The sequence below is a fragment of the Sulfuricurvum sp. genome (genome assembly GCF_041651515.1).
Taxonomy (GTDB): Bacteria; Campylobacterota; Campylobacteria; order Campylobacterales; family Sulfurimonadaceae; genus Sulfuricurvum.
The window spans coordinates 311,382-334,868 of record NZ_JBAZJF010000004.1 but is presented as its reverse complement, the minus strand read 5'-3'; the positions used below and the strand labels follow the sequence as shown (position 1 = coordinate 334,868).

Sequence of the window (23,487 nt, the reverse complement as noted above, 5' to 3'; positions counted from 1 at the left end):
CATAAATGTAGAATGGTGTAAGTATGTATTAGAGGCTAAATAGTGGATAAAGTACCTATTTTTAGTGGTTTTTGATGAGGTTAAAAGATTGTATTGAAGGGGATTGAATTAATGTGATGGCGGGCCACCAAGGATTTGAACCTTGGGAGGTTTAACCCTCGCCGGTTTTCAAGACCGGTGCAATCGACCACTCTGCCAGTGACCCGTATAAGAAGTGAGCATATTTTACATTTTGGAGGTGGTACCCAGATTCGAACTGGGGGTCAAGGTTTTGCAAACCAGCGCCTTACCGCTTGGCCATACCACCATCCATGTATGTGGTGCCCGGAGCCGGACTTGAACCGGCACAGTGTTACCACCGAGGGATTTTAAGTCCCTTGCGTCTACCGATTTCGCCATCCGGGCAACGATAACAAAAAATACCTCAGTTAAGACATCGGTTTTCGATATTTCAACTGAGGTATATGGAGCGGGAAACGAGGTTCGAACTCGCGACCCCAACCTTGGCAAGGTTGTGCTCTACCACTGAGCTATTCCCGCATTGTTTTTGTGGACTGGAAGTATAGCAAAAAAATCATAGCGTGTAAAGAGTTTTATTGATTTTTTTCTTGTTTTTGTTGAAGCATACGTTTTTTAGAGTTCCACTGCGCTATAATCGCGTCAATTTAAAACCATATAATAGCAAAGGAAACCCATGCGTAGTGATACCATTAAACGTGGATTTGATAAAACCCCTCACCGAAGCCTTTTAAGAGCTACAGGATTAAAAGATGAAGATTTTGACAAACCGTTTATCGGTGTAGCCAACTCCCATATCGATATTATTCCGGGGCACTTTTTTCTTCAAGAGTACGGTCGTATCGTTAAAGAGGCAATCCGTGAAGCGGGCGGAGTTCCCTTTGAATTTAACACTATCGGCGTAGACGATGGTATCGCGATGGGGCATGATGGGATGCTCTACTCTTTGCCGAGTCGCGAGTTGATTGCAGACAGCATCGAGACCGTGATGAATGCTCATAAATTGGATGGATTAATTTGTATTCCTAACTGCGACAAGATTGTTCCGGGGATGTTAATGGGTGCACTCCGTGTAAATGTTCCAACGATTTTCGTTTCGGGCGGGCCGATGAAGGCAGGGCATAAAAAAGATGGTACGCCCATCGACCTGGCAACGGCATTTGAAGCAGTTGGGAAACATGCTGATGGAAAAATGTCCGATGAAGAGCTTTATGAGATTGAATGTGAAGCGTGTCCGAGCGGGGGAAGTTGTTCAGGAATGTTTACTGCGAATTCAATGAATACCCTTTGTGAGGCTATGGGGGTTGCATTGCCGGGTAACGGAACGGTTTTGGCGATGACTCCAGAACGTATTGAAATGGTCAAAACGGCAGCACGCCGTATCGTCGAGATGGTAAAAGACGAGAATTCTCAAAAATGGAATATGCGCAATATTTTGAATGACAAAGCGATCCATAATGCGTTTGTTATCGATATGGCAATGGGGGGAAGTTCCAATACGGTTCTCCATTTACTCAGTATCGCAAAAGAGGCAGAGGTTGATTTCGATATTACAAAGATCAATGAAATTTCTGAAAAGGTAGCCCATATCGCGAAAATATCTCCGTCCCTTTCGACGGTACACATGGATGACATCAACCGTGCCGGTGGTGTTAATGCGGTAATGAAAGAGGTAAGTCGTCGCGGTGGAGTTTTAGAACTCGATGCAATGACGATCACAGGTGAGACCCTTGGTGAGCGGATTAAAGACGCGGTGATCAAAGATACAAATATCATCCATACAAATGAAAACGCTTATTCTCCGGTCGGCGGTTTATCCATCTTGTTCGGTAATTTGGCAGAAGAGGGAGCTGTTGTTAAAACGGCTGGAATCACCCCTAATATGCGTAAATTTAAAGGCCGTGCTGTTTGTTTTAATTCCCAAAATGAAGCCATTGCCGGAATTATGGGTCATAAAGTCAAGGCAGGAGATGTTGTCGTTATTCGTTACGAAGGGCCTAAAGGCGGCCCTGGGATGCAGGAAATGCTTGCACCTACGGCGCTTATTATGGGGATGGGGCTTGGCGAGAGTGTTGCTCTCATCACCGATGGGCGTTTTTCGGGTGCAACACGCGGAGCCTCTATCGGCCACGTGAGCCCTGAAGCGGCAGAGGGTGGATTGATCGCTCTCGTTGAAGACGGAGATGAGATTGAACTTGATGTTGATAGTCATCTTTTACAGCTCAATGTGAGTTATGAAGTACTTGAACAACGTCGTCTTCACTGGAAACCGATCAAAAAAGAAATTACTTCCAAATGGCTCAAGCGCTATAGTCTTCTTGTCTCGAATGCATCTAACGGTGCGGCACTTAAAACAGAACTGTAGTTATTAATAATGACAATTAGTGCACCAATGAAGTATTCATGGCTTGATTGGTGCATTGTTTGGAAAACTTTCTACTGATATTTTTTACGCTCTGGCCAAATAATAAGCTGTGATCGAAAGTCTGTGATGGTTCATTTCTTCGCTTGTAATTTTCATACTATTTTTGTGCGATGCGCCATCATTTCGTAATTCATTATATCGATTAACCGCAAAAGACAGTCGAAAATCATGCGCTCTGCTACTCTTTTTCATTACTTTTCTAAGATCCCGGTAGTAGGCACCTTTGGAAATTTTTGATGTTGAACGAATGTTATTAATTAGCGCTTCATCAATTAATTTTGGCATATAACGCTGTCCTCCTTTGCCTGGTACTTCAGTAAGTTCTCCATCGTGAAGGAATTTCTCCAAATAATTTGCCACCAATAAGGCTTCTTCAGCACGAAATGCATAGAAATACTGCAGCCGTGCTACCACCTGTGATCGTTTTGGAAGTTTGGAAAGAATATCTTCAAACTTCATTGGATTAATGTACCTTCCTTTTTTGAAGGATTTTTTATCTGGTCTGCCATTGAATTGATCCTTACATCGTTGAAAAAAATGGTAGTCTAGGAGTGAATCTATCGTTATATTTTTGGAACGCAAGGCTTTTATGTATGCGCACCAGCGGCTAATATAGACTTCACAACTTGATGCTGATAGCAAGGCGGTTCTTTTTGACAAGAAATCAAGGAAATGCTTTTTCGTCATAGCTAGATTAAGTTTAGGATCGAGCCCATTTGATAAAGCATATTTTGCAAAATCATTGAAGAGGCACTGTTGGCTTTGTAGGGTAGCGTGACTGTGTGCAAGTCCATCATACCTATTTGGTCCGTACCGTTTGGTACCTCTCGCATCACACCTAATTTTTGCATCTCGCCCCTGCTTTTCATAAGTCGATCCTTTAAAATTAGCCATTACATACTCCTTTAATTTTCAAAAAAAGGTTTATACTAGCTTCAGAAGGAAAATACTTTGCAGCTGAGAAGCGCACTTTTAGATCGTTTAAGATTTTTAATCCATCACACTCAGATACAGCAAGATTTAAAATTTCAATTTCATACAGTGAAAAGAATTTCTTATCTTTATGGCTAAATAATTCGTGTATAGTGGCTATTATTTGAGCTTTGTGATCTTTTTCTTGATCCTTTGCTATTAAAATAATCCACTGTATGAACATATCAGGAGAAGCATTTGGCCGCATCTTTGAAAATCCCCACATACGAAGTGCAAACGAGATTGGATCATGAATGATCATTAGTAACTCCAAGTAAAAATAAATAGCGAATTTTGAGACAGCTTGACCGACTCGTGGTGCATATCATTATCGTTACGCAGAGATGCATAATCTTGTCACGAGCAGCAGGGGGGATTTAGATCTGGATTTCCAGAATTGCGATTAAAATTTATCGCGAAGATTGTAGGGAGGGCTGTAAAATTGGACATTATGATATATATTTAAGGTAGGCGACAAAAAAATTCTGCAGGAATTTAAGTCTTATCAGGTAGGATTTTTCGCAAAGTGCAGGCTTTTGCTCTATAAAAATATAAAGCATACGAGGTGAGATTTGATGGGAAATGATACTTCTATGAAAACATAAGACTATGATTTCAATGGTATGTAAGATTTAGGTTTTACAGCAATAGACAAGTGTTAACAAATCTATTGTGTGATTTTTAAGGATTTTTCTCTAAAACCGAATTCAATATTCGCCATTAAAAGAAAAAATTACATGCTTTATGGTTCCGTAACTTAGGTTTTTAAAAAACCGTAGTGCGTTACTGCATAGTGCACGTTCGTAGTACCGTTCTTAGTTGTGCATCAACTTCGAGAGCTTTTTATCGGTGATCGGGTTTTACCGTAGCTCGTTCCATACATTCCAATCGGTTACATCCAGCTTTGCATAGCTACCTCACCAACTAGGTAAGGCTGATCGGAGTATTTATCAGTAGAACATATAAAAGCTTAGCCTATTAACTCTTAAAAATTATTAAATCATTCCACTATTATTTTTATGCTGAAATTCCGGAACAATTTTTTGCAATAAGGTATAGAAATCTGATGAGGTACTCAGTGTATCAATCTCGCTATTTAATATATTGATATCATACGGAGTAGATCGCGCTATCATAATGGACTCAAACAGAGTCTTTTGTTCACTTTCATCGATAAGCAATTCTTCATAGAGCTTTTCACCAGGTCGTAATCCTGTATAAACGATTTTAATAGGCTCCGTTGCGTAAAGACGTATCATAGTCTGTGCTAAATCAGTTATTTTGACACTTTCTCCCATGTCGAGAATAAATAGCTCTCCTCCACGTGCTATAGCCGCAGCCTGAAGGACAAGTTGGCACGCTTCAGAGATTAGCATGAAATATCGGGTAACATCGGGATGGGTTACGGTGATTGGGCCGCCTGCTTCGATTTGTGATTTAAATTTTGGGATTACACTTCCACTGGAACCAAGAACATTTCCAAATCGAACAGAGACAATTTCGCTGCCGTGCGGATCAACGTTTTGGGCATATAATTCTACGACACGTTTTGTAGCTCCCATGATATTAGTAGGGCGTACCGCTTTATCGGTTGAGATAATTACAATTTTAGAAACATTATTAGCTATAGCACTATCAATAACGTTCCGGCTCCCGATAATATTATTCATGACAGCAGCGTGTGCATTTGCTTCGCAAAGAGGAACGTGCTTATAGGCAGCGGCATGAATAACAATATCAGGATTAGAATCAGCCATGAGTACATCAAGGATTTCTTTATCAATAATATTACAAAGCAATAACGTTGCAGAGGGAAGTTTCTCTCCGATTTGGTAAAGGTTGTATTCGCTATGATCGATTAAAATCAGTTTTGATGCACCAAAATGATGGCATTGCAATGCTATTTCACTTCCAATACTTCCACCCGAACCTGTTATTAGGACTACTTTTCCTTTTATAAATGTGCCAATGGTTTTGGTATCGAGGTCTTTTGGATGGCGGGCTAAGAGATCTTCAATAGAGAACTCTTCAATTTTATTGATTGTATTATTTAGGAGATGCGAGCGTTTTATATCATGTATTCCAGCATCACTCAAGATTTGATATGATTCACGTATATTTTCACTTGGAAGTGATCCATCAATAATGGCGGCTGTAATATTTTTGGATTCAATTAAAGCTGCTATTTCTTCAATCCCAGATATTTTGATGTTATTAAGGTATGAGCCGATCATATTATGATTTATTTCTTGTACGGCGACGATACCTGCAGGGTAATATTCAGGTGATCCCTCAAGGGTACTTTTTATGAGATTCGCAGTATTAGAGGAGATACCTACTAAAAGGGTTGGTTTCAAATCGTTGTACCGCAGTCCAATCCCAAATAACAGCCGTTTTAAAAGACGCAGCCCCCCTAAAAAAAGAAATGAGAGAAGTAAATCAATAATAATGACACTTCGGGGAAAAGGGAAAAAAAGAGGGGGAAATAGAGCATGAATAACGGAAAATATCCCATATACGAGTAAAAGGGCGAAAAAAAGATTTTTGGCTTCAGCAAGGGCATAAAATCGCCAAATGATAGTGTAATTTTTGAACCGATGAATTAAAAAAAGTTTGAGAGTTATGAGGGTGAGTGCCACAAGATAAAAGGGCTTTAAAAACTCAGCAGGAATATCAAAATTAAAGCGGAGCAAATAGGCTGTATAGAGGGTAAATACGGATAATATGATATCCGATAGGGCAAAAAAAGCTATCCTTTTAGTGCTACTGGGAGTGAGTAGAGTAAAATTATGCTTTTTTGGTATTTCTTGCATGGGCTATATTTTGAGTTTATAAATTTTACTCATGGGATCACTCAAAACAGACTCAAATAGATTATGATCGTACCGGTCCAATACGAACATTTGAATATACGTCGAATTCAGATAAAAATCATCCAAGACTAAAAATCGCCCATAGCTTGCCATGTAAATGAGATTCAATCCTTCTGAAGCAAAGTGTTGCTCATTGACTTGTAGTTTTTTATTTTGATCGTAACCTACTTGGTAAAATGATTTGACAGGAACTTCTTGATTACCGAGTTTTAATGCATTTTTGTCTTTTAGAACGGAGATCCCGTTTCCTAATTCAATAGTTTTGCCGGTATCCTGCATGGATTGAGTTGCATAGAAGAACGGCTGTTGTCGGCTATCAGGATGTTTGAGATCGAGATTGCTAAAAAGAGTAACGGTCGGAAGAATTTCCATCATTCGAAAAGGAAGATAGAGATATACATCTCTGCTTTTCTTGGGAAGCTTATACTCTGGTAAGGCAAGAGCGGTTAAAAATTCTTCAGGATCTTTAAACCCTTCTTTTGCCATCATGTATTCGAAATCGTTTTGGGTTTTATTGGTGTCTTTGTAGCCACGTTCGGTGTATTCGGTAAAAAGGCGCATCATGTGTGCGGCAGAAAATTGATCCTGCGTCGTCAGCACAAAAGAGGCTGGATAATTTACGTCCCCAGAGTGTTTTCCTCCATCGATCCATGTTTTGACGTCACTGTAGTAGCGGATTGGATAACCATAATCCCACCAGGTAACGACATAGTCATTTCTATCAGCAATTTTACGCAGTTGATCGAGAGACGTTACTTCTTGATTCGTAAAAACCGTTGGGGTCATATATTCTTTGATATGCAGATAGTTTGGATACAACGCCACAGCGGTAAAAATGAATAAAGCTGTGTATTTGAGCCACGATTTCTCAATTCGTTGTGTAATAAAGACGAGAAGGTAGGCAAATCCGATGGCCATCATCGGGACAGCATAAATGGTAAAACGAAGCCCTGCAAACATGGCAATAAATCCAAGCCCAACCAGAGGAAGAGTGATAAGAAGAGGGCGATAGGCGATGAGAGCTAGTATATAACCGACACAAGCAAGCACGAAGGTAATGGTGTTACCGCTGATTCGTTCGGCAAAAACATTGAATGGAATATGCCCTGCTTCACGTACAGTGCTTATTACATTGTAATAATTGAGGGATGTCGTAACCGTATTTTCAGACGCACCATGGACGATGTATACTTTTAGAAGAGCCCAAATAGGATCAATCCCACCGGTGAAAAAGTAGACTCCTACAACTACGGCAAATAAAGGCCAAAAAAGTTTTTTGGAAAGCTCTTGTTGAAAATGAAAGAAGGCAAAAAAAGCAATAGCTAAGCCAACTTTAACGAGTAGGGGCAGAGATAATATCCCCAGTAAAATAAAGAGAGCAATTTTATAAAGATAGGTATTTTTACGATCAAAAATAGCGGTATATCCGATGATCATCGTAAATAAGGCGGTGTCTAAGGCATAGGCTTGCGGATACCACCATTGATACAATCCGATAGATAAAGTAATCGGAATCAGATAGCGATTACGCTGATGGGTGAGTGCCAAAATCAGTGAATACATTTCAAATACGGGAAAAACAATATTGAGCATATCGGTATCGTAGTAGCCAGTCATTGTTCGGTTATAGTAACTGTTTGCAATTGATCCAATGAGTGCGGCGATAAAGCCTATGGTTGTTTGATTGAGTGCTCGCCCAATTAAGATTAGGGGTATTACGATAAGCGAACCGATAAAAGATGGCATATACAAAATGAGTGTTTCAAAACTAATCGGAAGTATTTTTGAGAGAAAAGCTGTAAGTTGAGAGATGGATAAATCAATACCGGATGCGTCGTTTTCTTCATGATGCCCTTGAAGAATATCGCGTGCCCCTTCAGCAAAAAGGTAGCCATCATTGGTGTTTATCATCAGCTCATGATTCCACTGGAACTGTGGCATAGCACTAAACTCATGTACCCAAATAAAACGCATAGAGACCGAAAAGAGATAAGCAATTATGATGAGTAGGAGTAGCGTGGTTAAAGAGGTTCGTTCTTCGCGTAGTTTAAGCATAGGATGTATTGCTCCGTGTTTTAGTGGGGGTATTTTAGCTGAATGGTGAGTCTTTATCAATGATGGGTGAGGTTAGTGTGTTACACCCTCTTTTTGTAATACTTTCAAAAATGTCAAAACAATAATTTTGAGATCAAAATACAAAGAGCGGCGATTTAAATAGTCTGCATCAAGGGCAACTTTTTCAGGGATAGGTAACTCATCGCGTCCATTGATTTGTGCCCATCCTGTAAGTCCTGGAATGAGACGGTGAATACCTAAGCCGGTACGTGCAGCTATTAGATCATCTTGATTAAACAGTGCGGGACGGGGACCTACAAAACTCATATCCCCTTTGAGAATACTCCATAATTGAGGTATCTCATCCAGACTGCTTCTGCGTAAAAAGGAACCTATGGGGGTGAGCAATGCTTCGGGATCATTCAAAAGATGGGTAGCGACTGCGGGGGTATCAATCCACATACTGCGAAATTTTGGCATTAAAAAGAGGGTGTTGTTTTTGCCAACTCGCTGTGACCAGTAGAGTATTGGACCTTTGGAGGTGAGACGTACCATCAATGCTATGAGCAAAAAAGGTATGAGTAATAGAATAGAAGCTAAGATGGCCAATATTAGGTCGAAACAGCGTTTGAATGTCATTGCTGTTTACCTCGAATCATGTTGTCAATCCCCTCATCCATGGAATAGGGGTTATGGTATCCAAGTTGTACTTTTGTTTGGGTATTGTCTATAATCAGATTTCCAAAAAGACGTTTATGGAAGGAAGGTTTTAAATATTTTAATGCTATTTCAAATAAGGGAATATGGATTAAATAGCGTTTTTTTCCAAGAGATACAGAAACTTTTTGAATAAATTCCGTCGTTGAGATAGAGGTATCATCACACGCTAAGAATATTCCGTTTATGCGATGTTCTATAACACTCTCTATTAAAGCGTACAAATTTCCTATATAAACCATAGTGCGGAGATTATGGGTATCTTTAAAGGGCAAGACAGGTAATTTTTTAATCAAATCGATGAGGTTTCTAATATTTGCTTTTACGCCTGCGCCATACACGATAGGGGTACGGATAATTGATACAGTGAATTCTGTATCAATTAATTTTTGAAGTTCATATTCAGCATGAAATTTACTCTTTCCGTAATCATCTTGGGGATTGCAGGGTGTATTTTCGGTATATACGGCATCGTTCTCCTCCCCATAGACTTTTACAGTACTCATGAAAATAAAGTGCTTTACTCCATCTCGTTTTGCTTTTACGGCAAGCTCAAGAGTTTTTTGTACATTTATTGCTTCATACTCGGCAAAATCAGTTGTTTTCATTTGATGTACTAGTGCGGCAAGATGAAGAATTGCATCGTAATTGGAAAAATCCGAATTATTTATGTTGCCATGCTGAAATGAAAAAGGGACAACTTCATCAAATCTATTGTTATTCTTAAAATAATTCCCGATAAATCCGGTTGCACCGGTGAGGAGAATTTTCATGATTCTATCCAGCCTAATTGTTGGAGAGTCTGTTGATTTATTTTTTTCCGATGGATATCAAAAAACCATCCATATTTATTGAAATAGGTAAACGTAGAACGAATAAATATCCACAGGAGGCGGAAGTTTTTATACGCTCCTCTCTCATATTCATGATAGATATGAACATGCGGATAGAGAACTGTTTTTGTAACAGTACCAATTCGCCTCGAGAGATCAGCATCTTCGAGATACATAAAGTAATTTTCGTCAAATAAACCGACTTGTTTTAATGTATCGGTTCTTAAAAACATAAAACACCCTGATATAAAGGGGATTTCAACGATGGATGAATAATCAAAAAACGTGAGACTGTATCTACGGTTTAGTTTGTCTAAATAGCTCTTGATAGGAATAAACCGCCTTGCAAATAGATCCCAGGGTGTGGGTAACAGTTTTGCAAGGTACTGTATATCACCATTGGGATAGAGTACTTTAGGCATCAGTAGTCCAACATCAGAATGAGAGTTCATATAGTTAAAAATGTGTTCAAGTATTCCATCCTCGAAATAGACATCAGGATTTAGAACTAGATGATACTTGGTTCCAGACTTTATCGAATTTGTGATAGCGATGTTATGCGCAGCACCATATCCAGGATTAGAAGGATTATGAAGATATTTGATTTGCGCATCCATGGAAGCAAATATGTTTAGTGTATCTATGGGGGAATTATCGATGAGGTAGAGAGTGATATCGAGAGTGGTGTTTAAAACGCTTCGGATGGTTTTTTGGAGCATTGGAATGGAATTGTTGTAGAGGACGATAGAGATAGATATTTTCATAATATGTTTTCCTATACTACATTACAAATTGTGATTGTTACTCAATGACACATTGTAATCTTTTTGTATGAAATATTGTCCTGTTGTTAAGTGTAATAATTTATAGATTTGTAACGCCCATTCTTTACGATGAAATTGTTCTATTATCTTTAAATCTTTATGATTGTTCACAAGATATCGTATTGAGGTGTAGGAAAAATAATTAACATGTTGTTGCAAATCATAAAATAGTGTAAACCTCCGAGAAATGCCTTCCGGAGCATTTTGTATTAGTTTATTTGTAGATAAAAATACCCTCAACCAATCTTGCGGTGGAACAGCTAAAAATAATACCCCTCCTGGATTTAGCCATTGAATCACTTTATCAAAAAACTCTTTAGGATTATATACATGTTCTAATACATTGTCCAATAGTATAAAATCAAATTTATTAGTAACTTTATCGGAAGGAAAATAGTCATTTATAAGATTAACATGCTTAATTGCATTTTCAAATAGTGTCTTATTCGGTTCAATACCAATATAATCCATATTCAATTGTTTTGCAACAATTCCGCTATATCCTATAGCTGCGCCTATATCTAAAATACATTTGCCTGTCGAATTAATAGTTATGAATTTTGTAAAAACATTCTCTAATCTTTCTATCGTTCCTGCTTCTCTGTCTTTATAATAACTAACCAAATTTTCTTCACTAGAATCATAAGAAAAAGGTTTTGGATTGATAAAATAGGTTTTACATGTTTTACATACGTATATTTTTTCTTTCTCTCCTAAATCCTTTGTGAGTTTTTCATGAAATACAAGCTTACTATTGCATACTCTACAATTTTCCACGGTAATGTCCTTCTGTGTATTTCAAAAATAAATTTTTTATCATGATAAATCTAAAGAAAATTTTTTTACTCAAACTATATTGAGACTTTTCACCAGCAGGTGAAGCATTATTTCCATGTCGTCTGTAACTTATTAATTTTTCATCTATAAAATAGGTTCTACCGTACATTTCACCTATTAGCCCTATCCACCAATCATGCATAGGTAAGTCTTTCGGGAATGGCAATGATTTTTCTAAAATTTTTCTATTAAAAGCCATCGTACAACCTAAATAAGAGTTTTTAATAATATTCTTGATCAATCCTTGTTTAGAACCATTTAGATGATAAAATGATTCATGAAGTACCTTTCGGTTTGAGTCTATAATATTGGCATCACTGAAGACCAAGTCATAACTTTTTAAATATTTTTTGATGGTATTAACTTTATTTGGCATCCATAGATCATCTTGATCTGATAAAAAAATATAATCTCCCGTTGAATATTTCAAAGAATTTTCAAACGTAAAAATCGGTGATCTGAATTTTTGTTTTTCATAAATCTTGATTCTACTATCATTATAATCTTTTATAATTTCTATAGTATTGTCATTTGAACTATCGTCTGATATTATCACTTCATCGTTATCATTTAATTGTAGTAGGATTGAATCTAATTGCTCTTTAATATACTTTTCACCATTATAAGTTGCTATGCAAACTGATATTTTCATATTCTTTTATTCCCGATAAAATAACCTAAGAAAATACCAATAGGCTTTAAATTTTTATATTTTATTATTAAGCTGAGCATTCTTCTAAATGGTGGAATAAGCCTAAATGTATTAGTTGAAATATTGAAAAATTTTGCACCATTACAATAATACTTATATCTTAACATCTCCACCGTATAATTCTTGTCTTCATTGCCAGATAACTTATGCTGAATATATAGATTCAAAAGAATAATATCTTGATTGATTTTTTTGTATTTTTCAATAAAATAGAAATCACTGAAGTCCAATTTAATATTTTCATCAAAATAACCTATTACGTCTATTACCTTTATCGGAATCATCAATCCGCTGTTAATTAACGATTTTTTCTTTAAACTGTAGATTTCTTGGTAAACAAACGTGTTTAAACCCTGAACTTTTCCAATAAAATGATTTACACAGGCCGGAGAGTAAATCATATTTTTACTGTACATCACAGGAGCGTAAATATAGTTTTCGCCATATCTCTCAGCCAAAAAAAGATATTTTTCTAAATTAGAAGCTAAGACGCTTGAATCCTGATCTAGCAAGAGCACATACTTTTTATTTAATTCTTTGGCTTTTTTGATGCCACTATTATATGCTTTGCTGACTCCTGCATTACTTTTATCGTGAATATAATAAAAGTTGAACCCTTCTATCTTCGGTACGTATTGCGATTCCATAGAATTGTCATATACAAAAATATCGATACTGCTGTCTTTCATAAAACTGCCATGCATAATTATGGGTAAATCAGATATATTTTTATTATACAAGACAACGATAACTATTAAATCATTCATGATGGTGCTCAAATTTCCCATCTTCTTTGATTTTAAAATACGCTATTGTTTTTCTCAATAAATTTTTGAGCGATCTGTAAGATGGGTAGATCAGCAGCATCAAAGTTGCATTGACTCTACTGATATTGTTAAACATCAGATCCGTTCCTATCTTTTGATTTAAGTGTATTGCAAATTTCTTATTAGACAATCCGTTGGTACTGTATATCGAAATGATCACATCGCTTTTATACCAATGCTTATCTTTACACAACATAAAAAAGAGGTAATCTGAAATTAACAAGTTTTTATACACAAGGTATAATCCCTTTTCTTGATGGAGACTTCTCCTGTATAGTAATGATTGATGAATGATGACGTTGGTTTGTATATTACATGTATGCAGTATTTTCCCATCCAATAGCGTATCTGAATAAATAAAATCTGTATTTTTAAATATTTTTGGATTAACAAATATCTCATTTAAAACATTTTTATTATAAAATGTGTCTCCGGAATTCATAAAATTAATCCATTCACCACGAGCTAAATTTATCCCCTTATTCATTGCATCATAAATCCCTTTATCTTTTTCACTGCTCCAGTAATCGATTTTTTCTTCATATTTATGAATAATGTCTAGCGTCTTATCGGTACTTCCCCCATCGATAATGATATATTCGACGTTCTCATACGTTTGGTTAATGACGCTTTGAATCGTTTCTTCAAGATGTGTTTCACCATTATAGACAGCCGTAATTATGGTAATGAGAGGTTTGTCGGGGATAGAGGTTTTAAAATACTCTTTTGTTCTTAGTCCGCCATTAGCCATTATTTTCTTCTTTGATTTCAAGTGTTTTTGCTATTTCTTTAGGTTTTGGTAATATACCTTCTTAGTCTTTGCCATTTGCTAAAAATAAGGATATTGTAACCCCATGGGATTTCTCCAGCAGCTTGTTGGAGATTTAAAGCTTCTTTAGGGGTTTTCTTCCTCACTTTTTTCATTAATTTTTTTCATCACACTTTCTACACTTATTTCATTTATATCTAAGTCACTTCCAAAACCATAACTATTACTTAGCTTTTGATAGTTGCCTAAATCTTGCTCAATCAGCGGATGATAAACTGCATAATAGTTCGGTGCTATTTCTTTTGGATATGGGGTAAACCGTCCATAATGATTTCCATTGGAGATGACAAATGTTTTTATATCACCTAACGCGATTGCAGCATGTGGCGCACTGGTTTCATTGGCTATTATGAGATTTCCGTTATGGATGACGTATAATAACTCTACCAATGAAGTTTTGCCTACTAAATCAACACATTCCCCATCAAAATATTTTTTAAATTTTGCAGCATCAATTTTATCGGTTGTAGCACCGCAAAGTACTATTTCGTAGTTATACTTTTCTTTTAAATATTTTGCAGCTTTTGCAAATCTTTCTATACTCCATTTTCTAAAATCACTGCTTGCACCTATAAACAATATTGCATATTTTTGTGGTAATTCAAAAGTTAAATTCTTTTCTTTTAATTTTATTGTCGATTTCGATATATCAAGCTTTATCTGCAACAAATTTTCAAAGAACTCTTTATTTCTATAAAATTCAAAGAGTAGTTTGTTATTGGCTTTTATAAGTTTTGTATAGTATTTATCACTGATGTTTTTTTGCCATTCCCGTATATTTGACAGATCCCCAATGCTGCCTATTTTCTCATTAGCATTCACAAGATTGACGATAGTATCACCCATAAGAAATTCTCTGCTGTAAGCTGGGGATAGCACTATTGTGTATCCTTTAGATGTGATCTCCTTTAGTTTTAGATATCTATAAATAAAATCTTTGAGAAATTTATCTCTTTCCAGCCAAATAAATTCATCGATATACTCGCTATCCAATTCTTCTGCTAAAGATTTCCAAGCATTATTGCCAATCAGAGTGATTTTATAATCTTTGTATTGCTCACTATTTCTTAGTACTTCTATAAAGTTTCTAAAAAGGATATAGTCGCCTATAGCGTCTAGTCGAATGAGTAAAATAGATTTTTGTTTTAACTCTTTTGAAGGTGATAGTGAGAGATTGATAAAATAGTAAACTATAAGTTTGATAGCTGTTTTTAGTTTTGAAAACATATATTATTCAGCTTTTACTTTTATTTCATAGCTAAAAATTTGCGGCGAAGGTTGATGATAAGCACTAGAGGTAACTTTATTCCAAAAATTTCTATTAGCTTTATATATTTTCAATAAAAACCTTTTAAGTATTGACTTTATTTTCGAGCCACCAAGTGTGCAATCTGTATCTAAAAAGTCAATCTTATCAAAACCAGCTGCTTTTAGAACATAATGCAATGAGCCAGAGGTAAATAGAGTTGTATGAGTCCAATCTTCATAAGCCCAATAGCAATCAGTATTTGATTGGGCATTAGGAACCGATATTAGTAGCTTTCCCCTTTTTTCTAGAAATTCGTTTTTAATAATTATAAGCGTGTTAATTACCTCATTTTTTGGAATATGCTCGATGATATGAGAGAGAATAATAATATCAAATTTTATTAAAAAAGGATTTTTTAAATTTGAAATATCAAGTTCTTTTACATTCAATCCTTTGTTAATACAAAAATTCATAGCACTTTTTTCTATATCTACTCCATAAATATTTATAAAACCAGCATTTTCTAATGCAATTAAATTTTGACCAAAACCACACCCATAATCTAAAATATGTACATTTTTTTCTTTAATCTCATATTGAATCCATAATGGAAGATTAGCCTCTTTGTAGTTTTCTTCTGAAATATTTCGGTATTCAAAATAATTATTTTGTTGTATTTGTTGTCCTGTCATCTATTTTCCTTTAGTGTCATTGAGTCTTCCCAAGTTTTACTTATTATCTTTGTTTGTATCGGATATATAGTGATTATTGGAGAAAATAAGAGATAGTGACGTATCTATCCCCTCGATCTTGTCAAACTCATGTATCAACTTGTAAAAATAGCGTGAAATACCACCATATTTTTGCAGTGTGAATATTTGATGATCGTAGAGAATTTTCATTTTAACTTACTCATTTTAATAAGATCTTCTTAACGAATTGCGTATCATGGAATTAAAACCTTTTTTACTTTCATAGATATATATTTCACTCGATTCCTATATCGTAACATATAGCGGCGAAAATGGGCAAAGTATCCAAAAACATATTTATTTATGTTGTTGGTAAATTCTTTTTTTCGTGTATCATTAAGTATATTATTGACCAGTGCAGTAATCTGATAAATTCTAAGTTTTATCGCTTTTTTATCGTTACAATTTTTAAAGTATGCCCACTGGAACCAAAAAATCATATAGTCAGATAATTTATAATCTAAAAATATAGCAATCTCTTTGTGGCTATTTGTGCAATTTTTTAAGAACACTAAATAAGTTTCTAATGCATCGAATAAAGAATGCCAATCGGGTGCATACGATGTACTTTTATCATGGACTCTGTAAGAAAAACATTCATCTTGCGCTGTGGCTTTATAAGAATTCATCATTAGCATTACCCATAATGCATCATCAGCAAATAGTAACTTTTTATAGCTGGGTATTCCGCCTACTTTTTCATAGTCTAGAGATCGAAACATGTATCCTGTTCCATAGGAGTCTCTTTCAAAAGAAAATCTAGACGCTAGAAAAGTCTCTGCATTTTCATGCATGGGCATTGCATGGCAAGATCGTATTGGTAAACCATCTGAATCAATTAAACGAAAGTGCGCTTGATAAAGACCGGCATCTGGATTTTCATCGATAAGCTTCGTCATGACTTCTAGATAATTTGTATCTAATAAATCATCATGTCCGATAATAGTCATGAATTCATTTTTAGGAATAGATAGTATTCTCCTCCAATTTTCCTCAATAGTTAAATCTTTTTCAGATTCATGTATGCAGATTCGTGAGTCTTTAATCGTTCGTATCCATTCCAATGAGCCGTCTGTGCTTGCGTTATCTAGTATGATTAAATCAAAGTTCTGATACGTTTGATTGAGAATGCTGAAAACACATTGTTTAAAATAATGACCGCCATTTCGCACAGGAAGAAATATTGAAAAAGTATAATCAGTTCTCATTATATATTTTTACTTTTTTTAATAAATGAACTTTGCACCCATTTATAAAAAGGTCGTATAGGTTGTAGAATTTTTTTGATGATTGGCATCCATTTTGCACGAAAATAGTAAAAACGCATTTTTCCCATGCCAGGCAGATTGAACATTCTTTTTAGCGCAAGTTGCATTTCTTCATTTTCTTCATGTTTATTATGATTTGTAAAATAAGTATTCATAGCTAAACAATGATTGACGATATAAGTAGCTAGAAATTTTTCTACCCGTCCTTTTAAATTAATCCAATCTTCACGTGAAGATAATTTATCTTCAAAATATTTATGACAACCTATTAAAGCAGACTCAATATTGTGTGGGTTCGCCAAACCAGAATTGGCTCCATGTACTATTTGTCCACCTAGTATTTTATTTATCGTGGCACATCCAGCATAAGAGCCAACAATAGTAATATATGAAAGATCAGTTAGCAATGGAGACCCATAATCGGGCATTCCTCCAATTTGTATTACTATGTCTCTCCGAACAATTCCCACTGACCACAACATGTAAGGAAATACTTGATGTTCTAAATATGCTAGAGGGAACTCCTCTCGTGAAAAGCATCTCACTGTATTTTCTGGTATGTTTGCCAAAAATTTAATGGACCCGATGTCTACTTGATATGCTGCTGCTGCATCTTCATTTGAAATAATAACCTCACAGGCTCCATAGTATGCCCCGTAATATGGTTTTTCTTTCCATAAATCATACAATGTTTGGAGGAAGTCAATTCTTGGAGGATCATCATCTGCTATCATAACAATGAAGTCTCCGCGTGCTTTACTCAAAGCAATATTGAAATTCTTAACCATTCCAACATTTTCAATATTGCTAAAATATATAAACCTTACGTCATCGATTTCTTCGACGACAGTCCGGCTGCTTTGTAGAGGATCGTTATCCGATACAATTACTTCATAATTTGAGAATGATTGCTTCTTTATATGGCTAAGAGTTTCTTTTAGGATCTCTTGCCTACAGTACGTGGCAATACAAAATGAAACCCAGGGTGTCCCCCCATTCATATTATTTTGCATATTAAATATCCCTCTATTGATTTATACACTCAGTATTTGTTTTCCATAATATTTTAACAAGAAGTCAAATGTCATTTCATTTTCTTCAGATATCCATTCGATGCAACTGAAATTAAAAGTTTATTATCTATTTGTTCATTAATGACAAAATCATCATTGGTTTTCAAAAATTCCCAAACGGCGGTTTTCGGATTATTTCCTTTACCCCATGGACGGTCGCTCCACATCTCATTGGGTAAATCTTCTACTAGCGTATCAAAAACGACACAATAGCTTCCAATACTCACGAGAGAGGCGTATGCTTGCAGTTCCGCTAAAACATGCTCATGCGTATGATTGCTGTCGAGACAAACTAGAATCCGTTTCCCTCTTTTGGCGAAGTTATGCACTTTTTTGATCATTTCTTCATCGATACTGGAGCCTTGAAACATTGTGATTTTTTTGCTCATTGGGTGAGCTTCAATGGCTTCTTTGTTATGGGCTCGGATATCGATGTCGATACCGAGAACCTCTCCTTTTTCGATTTCTCCGCATATCTCTAAAAGGGCGAGCATAGAAGCACTAAATATGAGAGAGCCTCCGTGGGCAATACCCGTTTCGATGATCAGGTCGGGCTTTACTTCCCATATAAGTTCTTGCATAGCTATCATGTCTTGTGGGTATTGAATGATTGGACGACCAAGCCAAGAAAAATTGTAAGAGTAGTTTACTTCTGCAGATTTTGTAAGGAAATCTAAGGCAGATGCTTTCAACCCCTTATTTTCTCCATTTAAACTGATAAGCTCAGCTCTTTCTATTTCAAATTTTTCTATTGGGTTCATTGGTGATTTCCTTTAATTATTTGATTAAGCAAGGTGTTATTTCCCCAAAATGCCATCGGTTCGTAATCAGGGTAAGGGTAAAAGCCAAGGTTCAACGATATATCCGCTGATTTTTCTTTGATTCGATTTTCGATCAGTTTTCGTACCGATATGGGGTTGCCACTGCAACAATTTATGATTCCATCCACCGCATTTTGTGTTGCTATTAACGCGATGTATCTAGCTGCCTTCTCGACGGGTAGATAATCTCGCAGCTGCTCCCCGCCGGACATATTGAAAATCGGTTCTTTGCTCTCTATTGCTCTGTCCAGTTGGGATAAAAGAGAGTTTTGGTTTTGTCCTTCGCCGTACAGGTAAAACAATCGAATCCATCTAAATGTACACGATTTATCTGCCGTTAAAAACTCTAACGCTTTTCGGAGAGAATCTTTGGCAAGTCCGTATGGGTTTGAAGGCTCTGTGATATCGTTTTCGGATAACTCCCCATTTTTCATTCCATACTCAAAGCATGTTCCGATGACCGTTATGTTTTTAAGTCCGTTTTCCATTGCATGGCTTAAAAACAAAAGATGCTTTGCACCTTCGATAAGATGATCGGGCGATTTATAATTGGGTAATCCTCCCCATGCCAGATGGATGAGTGCGTCAGGCTTTCCCATAAGAGCAAACATATCTTTTTGCGGATTAGTTATATCCATTGCTACTTTTTCAATGCCATCAAGCCATGGATAGTGAGCCGCCGGGTCTTGAAATCGTGCAATAGCAATGATTTCATGATCTGCTTTTAAGATGGGAATCAGATGTCGAGCGATAAAGCCTGTTGCTCCGGTTACTGCTATTTTCATAAGATTTCCAAATGGGGAATCGCTACCACAAATTGTCCGTTCCATTCTCGGATATAGGAAAGTTGCTTCATTATTTCATCTTGTATATTCCATGGAAAAATAATGACAAAATCAGGTTTAGCCTCTTTGATATTCTCTTCCATGACGATCGGGATGTGGCTTCCCGGAAGATATTTTCCCACTTTTAGAGGCGCTTTATCGACTACAAAGTCAATCAAATCATTTTTAACTCCGCAATAGTTGAGCAGAGTATTACCCTTGGCCGCCGCACCGTATCCGATAACCTTTTTGTTTTGAGCTTTGGCGTGTAAAAGAAAATTCAAAAAATCGTATTTGATTTTATTGGCTTTTTCTTGAAAGCCCTTATATCCCTCAAGTGTATCGAGATTGGCAGAAGCTTCTTTTTCCAAAACAGTTTTTACATTAGTGGTAATCGCAATATCGTTTTCGATATGTGTGGCATAGATTCTTAGGCTTCCGCCGTGTGTTACAAGCTCTTCAACATCATAAATCTGCAATCCATGCGCTTTAAAAACAGCCATCGTTGTCATGAGGGAGAGATAGGAAAAATGTTCATGGTAGATAGTGTCAAATTGAGATTTTTCAATAAGGTTTAAAAGATGGGGAAATTCCATGGTGATAACCCCATCGTGTTTCAACGCGACTTTTAACCCTTTCACAAAATCGTTAATGTTGGGGACATGGGCTAAGACGTTGTTCCCCAGTATCACATCGGCTTTTTGCAGTGTTCCCGCCAATGTCTCACCGAAAAAATCTTCGATAACATTGATCCCTTTAGCTCTTGCGACATCTGCTGTGCTTTTTGTCGGTTCCACACCAAGACAGGGGATGTTTTTGGAGTAAAAAAATTGGAGTAAATATCCGTCGTTACTCGCTATTTCAATCACGTGCGAATGGGAAGAGAGTTTTTGTTTCTCCGTGATCATTTCTACATAGTTTTTGGCATGCTCTACCCAACTGCTCGACATGGAACTAAAATATGCATAATCAGCATCGAAGATCTCATCACTTTTTTTGTATTCGTCAACTTGAACCAAAAAACATTGCTCACATACGAGAACGTTTAAAGGGTAAAAAATCTCCGGTTCGTCAAGCTGATCAAAGGTTAAATAGGCATTTGAGGGGGGTGCATTGAGTAAATCGATAAACTCATGATGGACTTCATGGCTGCAAAATCGGCATTTCATACTCTAATCCCTTGAAAATCTTTGTTTATCATCGGATGATGGGTATCTCGCTCCGAGAGATTCCCCAAGGGCAATGGCCATGTGATCGCTAAATACGGATCGAGCACATTGAGTGCCCCTTCATTCTCCGGTGTATACACTTCGCTGTGCATATAGAGCAGTTGCGTATCCTCTTCCAAGGTCTGAAAACCGTGGGCAAACCCTTTCGGGATATAAATTGTGCGCATATTGGCACCGGATAAAATAACACTGTACGATTCTAAAAAGGTGGAAGAACCTTCTCGTATATCGACGATCACATCAAAAGCACTTCCTTGGATGCACTTGACCATTTTGATCTCAGCATTGGGCGGGTATTGAAAATGTAAACCTCGGATAGAACCTTTTTGATGGGTTATCGAATGATTGATTTGGGCAATATTGCCATCAAAAATCTCAGATAACTCTTCTTTGCAAAATACTCTCGAAAAGCTTCCTCGATGATCTTCATCGGTGTTTGGCTCAATAAGATAAGCCCCTTTTAGAGGCAGTTCGGTCACTCTCAATTTGCCCATGAGAGTCCTTTTGCTTTTGCGTCCGAGATGTAGCAGTGTAAATCTTCCGAGGTTAGGATTTTATTTTTTTCATAAAAGGTTTTATACCATGTGAGCGTTTTTTCAAATGTTGTCTGGCTGTCCCATACTGCTTTCCATTGTAATCGGATATGGGCTTTTGAACAATCAAGTTTCAAGAGATTCGCTTCATGCGGTTGGTTCGGATCACGGTTGATTTCGTAATCGATTTTGTCCCAATGTTTTTTGACATTTTGTACCACCTCTTCGACAGAGATACTCCCCTCATCGTTCGGGCCGAAATTCCACGCTTCACCAAATTCGACCTTTTCTTCGAGTAATTTTTGCCCGATGATGAGATACCCGCTGAGCGGTTCGAGTACATGCTGCCAAGGACGGGTCGCATGCGGGTTTCGAAGTGTGATTTTTTTGCCTTGACTCACCGAGAGTATAATATCGGTTAGTAGGCGGTCTTTTGCCCAATCACCTCCACCGATCACGTTTCCGGCACGGCAGGATGCCAAAAGGGTGTTATGCAATTTTTTGTACTCTACGGGGTTAAAATAAGAGCTTCGGTAGCTTGATGTCAAAAGTTCGGCACACCCTTTTGAGGAACTGTAGGGATCATAGCCGCCCAAGGGATCATTTTCACGGTATCCCCACAGCCATTCTTTGTTTTCGTATGCTTTATCGCTTGTGATATTGACGATGGCTTTAACGGTGTGTTTTCTGCACGTTTCAAATACTTTGAGGGTGCCGATAACGTTGGTCTCGTAGGTTTCAATTGGATTTTCATACGACAATCGTACGAGTGGCTGAGCGGCAAGGTGAAAGACGATGTCCGGCTTATAGGTTGCAAACGTTTCATTCAGTGCATCCAAATCTCGGATATCTCCGATGACGGAGATAATATCAAGATGTAAAAGTTCAAAGTGGCTTGGAGTTGTAGGCGCCTCCAGCGAATAGCCGATAACCTTGGCTCCCATTCGGTGCAGCCAAACGCTAAGCCATGACCCTTTAAATCCGGTATGTCCTGTCACTAAAACGGTTTTACCCCTGTAGATACCACCAAAGAGAGTGTCCATTACCATACTTTCCACGGAGCCGTATTTTTGTCCCACAGATCGTTGAGAGCAATCTTGTCTCGTAAGGTATCCATACACTGCCAAAAGCCTGTGTGCTTGTAGGCGCATAATTCACCCTTTTTAGCGAGCGTTTGTAGAGGGTAGTGTTCAAAAATAGTCATATCGTTTTCGATTAAATTCAAAATTTCCGGTTCACACACCATAAATCCGCCATTGATCCAGTTGCCGTCTCCAGCAGGTTTTTCAACAAACTCTTTCACGAGGTTTGTGTCAATGTCCAATGCCCCGAACCGTCCTGCGGGCTGAATCGCGGTCATGGTCGCTTGTTTGCTGTTTTGTTTGTGAAACGCAACAAGCTCATGAATATTGACGTCACTGACACCATCCCCGTATGTGAGCATAAACGTCTCATTGTTGATATACTCTTTGGCTCTTTTTATCCGTCCGCCCGTCATACTGTCTAATCCGGTATCGATTAAGGTTACTTTCCATGGTTCAGCACTGTTGTTATGCACTTCCATGTTTCCATTTCTCATATCAATCGTCATATCACTTTGATGCAAAAAATAGTTGGCAAAATACTCTTTGATATAATAACCTTTGTAGCCAAGCAAAATGACAAAATCATTGAACCCGTAGTGAGAGTATGTTTTCATGATATGCCAAATAATCGGCTTTCCACCGATTTCAATCATCGGTTTTGGGCGGATATCCGTCTCTTCGCTCAGACGTGTTCCATACCCACCTGCAAGTAAGAGAACTTTCATCGAGTC

At 37.1% G+C, this 23,487-nt stretch carries 23 protein-coding genes and 4 tRNA genes; 1 reads left to right on the top strand and 26 read right to left on the bottom strand.

What is annotated here, in order from left to right; all coding sequences use genetic code 11:
- Positions 1 to 117 precede the first annotated feature (117 nt).
- From WC407_RS09700 to WC407_RS09685, 4 genes are all read right to left on the bottom strand, one after another.
- A tRNA-Ser gene (locus tag WC407_RS09700) sits at positions 118 to 205 on the bottom strand.
- Between the two features lie 28 nt (positions 206 to 233).
- Positions 234 to 307 (bottom strand) — tRNA-Cys (locus WC407_RS09695).
- Between the two features lie 11 nt (positions 308 to 318).
- Positions 319 to 405: transfer RNA gene (locus tag WC407_RS09690), tRNA-Leu, on the bottom strand.
- Positions 406 to 465: 60 nt separating this feature from the next.
- Positions 466 to 540 (bottom strand) — tRNA-Gly (locus WC407_RS09685).
- A 154-nt stretch (positions 541 to 694) separates the two neighbouring features.
- On the opposite strand from WC407_RS09685, the gene ilvD reads away from it, so the two are divergent.
- Positions 695 to 2,383 carry a dihydroxy-acid dehydratase gene (gene ilvD, locus WC407_RS09680; protein ID WP_373022427.1) on the top strand — a complete coding sequence of 563 codons (1,689 nt, stop codon included), beginning with the start codon at positions 695 to 697 and terminating at the stop codon, positions 2,381 to 2,383.
- An 84-nt stretch (positions 2,384 to 2,467) separates the two neighbouring features.
- Here ilvD and WC407_RS09675 read toward each other — a convergent pair whose 3' ends face one another.
- The 22 genes from WC407_RS09675 to rfbF form a co-directional block, all read right to left on the bottom strand.
- Positions 2,468 to 3,337: a hypothetical protein gene (locus WC407_RS09675; RefSeq protein ID WP_373022426.1), complete on the bottom strand. Its 870-nt coding sequence runs from the start codon at positions 3,335 to 3,337 to the stop codon at positions 2,468 to 2,470.
- Positions 3,330 to 3,677 (bottom strand): hypothetical protein, encoded by a 348-nt coding sequence (locus tag WC407_RS09670; protein ID WP_373022425.1) that lies wholly within the window; start codon positions 3,675 to 3,677, stop codon positions 3,330 to 3,332. The genes WC407_RS09675 and WC407_RS09670 overlap by 8 nt, the downstream gene beginning before the upstream one ends.
- 733 nt (positions 3,678 to 4,410) lie before the next feature.
- Positions 4,411 to 6,228, bottom strand: coding sequence for a UDP-N-acetylglucosamine 4,6-dehydratase family protein (locus WC407_RS09665; protein WP_373022424.1), 1,818 nt, complete (start codon positions 6,226 to 6,228; stop codon positions 4,411 to 4,413).
- A gap of 3 nt (positions 6,229 to 6,231) precedes the next feature.
- Positions 6,232 to 8,343 (bottom strand): STT3 domain-containing protein, encoded by a 2,112-nt coding sequence (locus WC407_RS09660; RefSeq protein ID WP_373022422.1) that lies wholly within the window; start codon positions 8,341 to 8,343, stop codon positions 6,232 to 6,234.
- A 72-nt stretch (positions 8,344 to 8,415) separates the two neighbouring features.
- Positions 8,416 to 8,982 carry a sugar transferase gene (locus tag WC407_RS09655; protein WP_373022421.1) on the bottom strand — a complete coding sequence of 189 codons (567 nt, stop codon included), beginning with the start codon at positions 8,980 to 8,982 and terminating at the stop codon, positions 8,416 to 8,418.
- Entirely contained in the window at positions 8,979 to 9,833 is an 855-nt protein-coding gene (locus tag WC407_RS09650) for an NAD-dependent epimerase/dehydratase family protein (RefSeq protein ID WP_373022420.1), read from the bottom strand. The genes WC407_RS09655 and WC407_RS09650 overlap by 4 nt, the downstream gene beginning before the upstream one ends.
- A complete protein-coding gene (locus WC407_RS09645) occupies positions 9,830 to 10,657 on the bottom strand; it encodes a glycosyltransferase family 2 protein (protein WP_373022419.1) in 828 nt (275 codons plus the stop codon). The genes WC407_RS09650 and WC407_RS09645 overlap by 4 nt, the downstream gene beginning before the upstream one ends.
- Before the next feature lie 21 nt (positions 10,658 to 10,678).
- Positions 10,679 to 11,494 (bottom strand): class I SAM-dependent methyltransferase, encoded by an 816-nt coding sequence (locus tag WC407_RS09640; RefSeq protein WP_373022418.1) that lies wholly within the window; start codon positions 11,492 to 11,494, stop codon positions 10,679 to 10,681.
- Positions 11,481 to 12,206, bottom strand: a complete 726-nt coding sequence (locus WC407_RS09635) for a glycosyltransferase family 2 protein (RefSeq protein WP_373022417.1) — start codon at positions 12,204 to 12,206, stop codon at positions 11,481 to 11,483. The genes WC407_RS09640 and WC407_RS09635 overlap by 14 nt, the downstream gene beginning before the upstream one ends.
- Positions 12,203 to 13,033, bottom strand: coding sequence for a glycosyltransferase (locus WC407_RS09630; protein WP_373022415.1), 831 nt, complete (start codon positions 13,031 to 13,033; stop codon positions 12,203 to 12,205). The genes WC407_RS09635 and WC407_RS09630 overlap by 4 nt, the downstream gene beginning before the upstream one ends.
- Complete coding sequence (locus tag WC407_RS09625) at positions 13,026 to 13,844, bottom strand: glycosyltransferase family 2 protein (RefSeq protein WP_373022414.1); 819 nt, start codon at positions 13,842 to 13,844, stop codon at positions 13,026 to 13,028. Before WC407_RS09625 ends, WC407_RS09630 begins: the two co-directional genes overlap by 8 nt.
- 144 nt (positions 13,845 to 13,988) lie before the next feature.
- Positions 13,989 to 15,149 carry a glycosyltransferase family 9 protein gene (locus WC407_RS09620; protein ID WP_373022413.1) on the bottom strand — a complete coding sequence of 387 codons (1,161 nt, stop codon included), beginning with the start codon at positions 15,147 to 15,149 and terminating at the stop codon, positions 13,989 to 13,991.
- Positions 15,150 to 15,152: 3 nt separating this feature from the next.
- Positions 15,153 to 15,863, bottom strand: coding sequence for a class I SAM-dependent methyltransferase (locus WC407_RS09615; RefSeq protein ID WP_373022412.1), 711 nt, complete (start codon positions 15,861 to 15,863; stop codon positions 15,153 to 15,155).
- Between the two features lie 36 nt (positions 15,864 to 15,899).
- Positions 15,900 to 16,073 carry a hypothetical protein gene (locus WC407_RS09610; RefSeq protein WP_373022411.1) on the bottom strand — a complete coding sequence of 58 codons (174 nt, stop codon included), beginning with the start codon at positions 16,071 to 16,073 and terminating at the stop codon, positions 15,900 to 15,902.
- Positions 16,074 to 16,117: 44 nt separating this feature from the next.
- Positions 16,118 to 17,131, bottom strand: coding sequence for a glycosyltransferase family 2 protein (locus WC407_RS09605; protein WP_373022410.1), 1,014 nt, complete (start codon positions 17,129 to 17,131; stop codon positions 16,118 to 16,120).
- On the bottom strand, positions 17,131 to 18,204 hold the full coding sequence (locus WC407_RS09600; RefSeq protein WP_373022409.1) for a glycosyltransferase family 2 protein: 1,074 nt from the start codon (positions 18,202 to 18,204) through the stop codon (positions 17,131 to 17,133). The genes WC407_RS09605 and WC407_RS09600 overlap by 1 nt, the downstream gene beginning before the upstream one ends.
- Positions 18,205 to 18,275: 71 nt before the next feature.
- Positions 18,276 to 19,025: a cephalosporin hydroxylase family protein gene (locus WC407_RS09595; RefSeq protein ID WP_373022408.1), complete on the bottom strand. Its 750-nt coding sequence runs from the start codon at positions 19,023 to 19,025 to the stop codon at positions 18,276 to 18,278.
- Entirely contained in the window at positions 19,022 to 19,870 is an 849-nt protein-coding gene (locus WC407_RS09590) for an NAD-dependent epimerase/dehydratase family protein (RefSeq protein ID WP_373022407.1), read from the bottom strand. The genes WC407_RS09595 and WC407_RS09590 overlap by 4 nt, the downstream gene beginning before the upstream one ends.
- On the bottom strand, positions 19,867 to 21,078 hold the full coding sequence (locus WC407_RS09585; RefSeq protein ID WP_373022406.1) for a methyltransferase domain-containing protein: 1,212 nt from the start codon (positions 21,076 to 21,078) through the stop codon (positions 19,867 to 19,869). The genes WC407_RS09590 and WC407_RS09585 overlap by 4 nt, the downstream gene beginning before the upstream one ends.
- Positions 21,075 to 21,632: a dTDP-4-dehydrorhamnose 3,5-epimerase family protein gene (locus WC407_RS09580; protein ID WP_373022405.1), complete on the bottom strand. Its 558-nt coding sequence runs from the start codon at positions 21,630 to 21,632 to the stop codon at positions 21,075 to 21,077. The genes WC407_RS09585 and WC407_RS09580 overlap by 4 nt, the downstream gene beginning before the upstream one ends.
- Positions 21,620 to 22,714: a CDP-glucose 4,6-dehydratase gene (gene rfbG, locus WC407_RS09575; protein ID WP_373022404.1), complete on the bottom strand. Its 1,095-nt coding sequence runs from the start codon at positions 22,712 to 22,714 to the stop codon at positions 21,620 to 21,622. The genes WC407_RS09580 and rfbG overlap by 13 nt, the downstream gene beginning before the upstream one ends.
- Positions 22,714 to 23,481 (bottom strand): glucose-1-phosphate cytidylyltransferase, encoded by a 768-nt coding sequence (gene rfbF, locus WC407_RS09570; protein WP_373022403.1) that lies wholly within the window; start codon positions 23,479 to 23,481, stop codon positions 22,714 to 22,716. Before rfbF ends, rfbG begins: the two co-directional genes overlap by 1 nt.
- Positions 23,482 to 23,487: the final 6 nt, after the last annotated feature.

Coding starts and splice junctions, on each gene's coding strand:
- WC407_RS09590 (WP_373022407.1), bottom strand. CDS start 19,870: ATGAAAATAGCAGTAACCGGAGCAACAGGCTTTATCGCTCGACATCTG.
- WC407_RS09600 (WP_373022409.1), bottom strand. CDS start 18,204: ATGCAAAATAATATGAATGGGGGGACACCCTGGGTTTCATTTTGTATT.
- WC407_RS09660 (WP_373022422.1), bottom strand. CDS start 8,343: ATGCTTAAACTACGCGAAGAACGAACCTCTTTAACCACGCTACTCCTA.
- WC407_RS09610 (WP_373022411.1), bottom strand. CDS start 16,073: ATGAAAATTCTCTACGATCATCAAATATTCACACTGCAAAAATATGGT.
- WC407_RS09665 (WP_373022424.1), bottom strand. CDS start 6,228: ATGCAAGAAATACCAAAAAAGCATAATTTTACTCTACTCACTCCCAGT.
- rfbG (WP_373022404.1), bottom strand. CDS start 22,714: ATGGACACTCTCTTTGGTGGTATCTACAGGGGTAAAACCGTTTTAGTG.
- WC407_RS09655 (WP_373022421.1), bottom strand. CDS start 8,982: ATGACATTCAAACGCTGTTTCGACCTAATATTGGCCATCTTAGCTTCT.
- WC407_RS09650 (WP_373022420.1), bottom strand. CDS start 9,833: ATGAAAATTCTCCTCACCGGTGCAACCGGATTTATCGGGAATTATTTT.
- ilvD (WP_373022427.1), top strand. CDS start 695: ATGCGTAGTGATACCATTAAACGTGGATTTGATAAAACCCCTCACCGA.
- WC407_RS09620 (WP_373022413.1), bottom strand. CDS start 15,149: ATGTTTTCAAAACTAAAAACAGCTATCAAACTTATAGTTTACTATTTT.
- WC407_RS09645 (WP_373022419.1), bottom strand. CDS start 10,657: ATGAAAATATCTATCTCTATCGTCCTCTACAACAATTCCATTCCAATG.
- WC407_RS09585 (WP_373022406.1), bottom strand. CDS start 21,078: ATGAAATGCCGATTTTGCAGCCATGAAGTCCATCATGAGTTTATCGAT.
- WC407_RS09595 (WP_373022408.1), bottom strand. CDS start 19,025: ATGAACCCAATAGAAAAATTTGAAATAGAAAGAGCTGAGCTTATCAGT.
- WC407_RS09635 (WP_373022417.1), bottom strand. CDS start 12,206: ATGAAAATATCAGTTTGCATAGCAACTTATAATGGTGAAAAGTATATT.
- WC407_RS09605 (WP_373022410.1), bottom strand. CDS start 17,131: ATGAGAACTGATTATACTTTTTCAATATTTCTTCCTGTGCGAAATGGC.
- rfbF (WP_373022403.1), bottom strand. CDS start 23,481: ATGAAAGTTCTCTTACTTGCAGGTGGGTATGGAACACGTCTGAGCGAA.
- WC407_RS09580 (WP_373022405.1), bottom strand. CDS start 21,632: ATGGGCAAATTGAGAGTGACCGAACTGCCTCTAAAAGGGGCTTATCTT.
- WC407_RS09615 (WP_373022412.1), bottom strand. CDS start 15,863: ATGACAGGACAACAAATACAACAAAATAATTATTTTGAATACCGAAAT.
- WC407_RS09625 (WP_373022414.1), bottom strand. CDS start 13,844: ATGGCTAATGGCGGACTAAGAACAAAAGAGTATTTTAAAACCTCTATC.
- WC407_RS09670 (WP_373022425.1), bottom strand. CDS start 3,677: ATGATCATTCATGATCCAATCTCGTTTGCACTTCGTATGTGGGGATTT.
- WC407_RS09630 (WP_373022415.1), bottom strand. CDS start 13,033: ATGAATGATTTAATAGTTATCGTTGTCTTGTATAATAAAAATATATCT.
- WC407_RS09675 (WP_373022426.1), bottom strand. CDS start 3,337: ATGGCTAATTTTAAAGGATCGACTTATGAAAAGCAGGGGCGAGATGCA.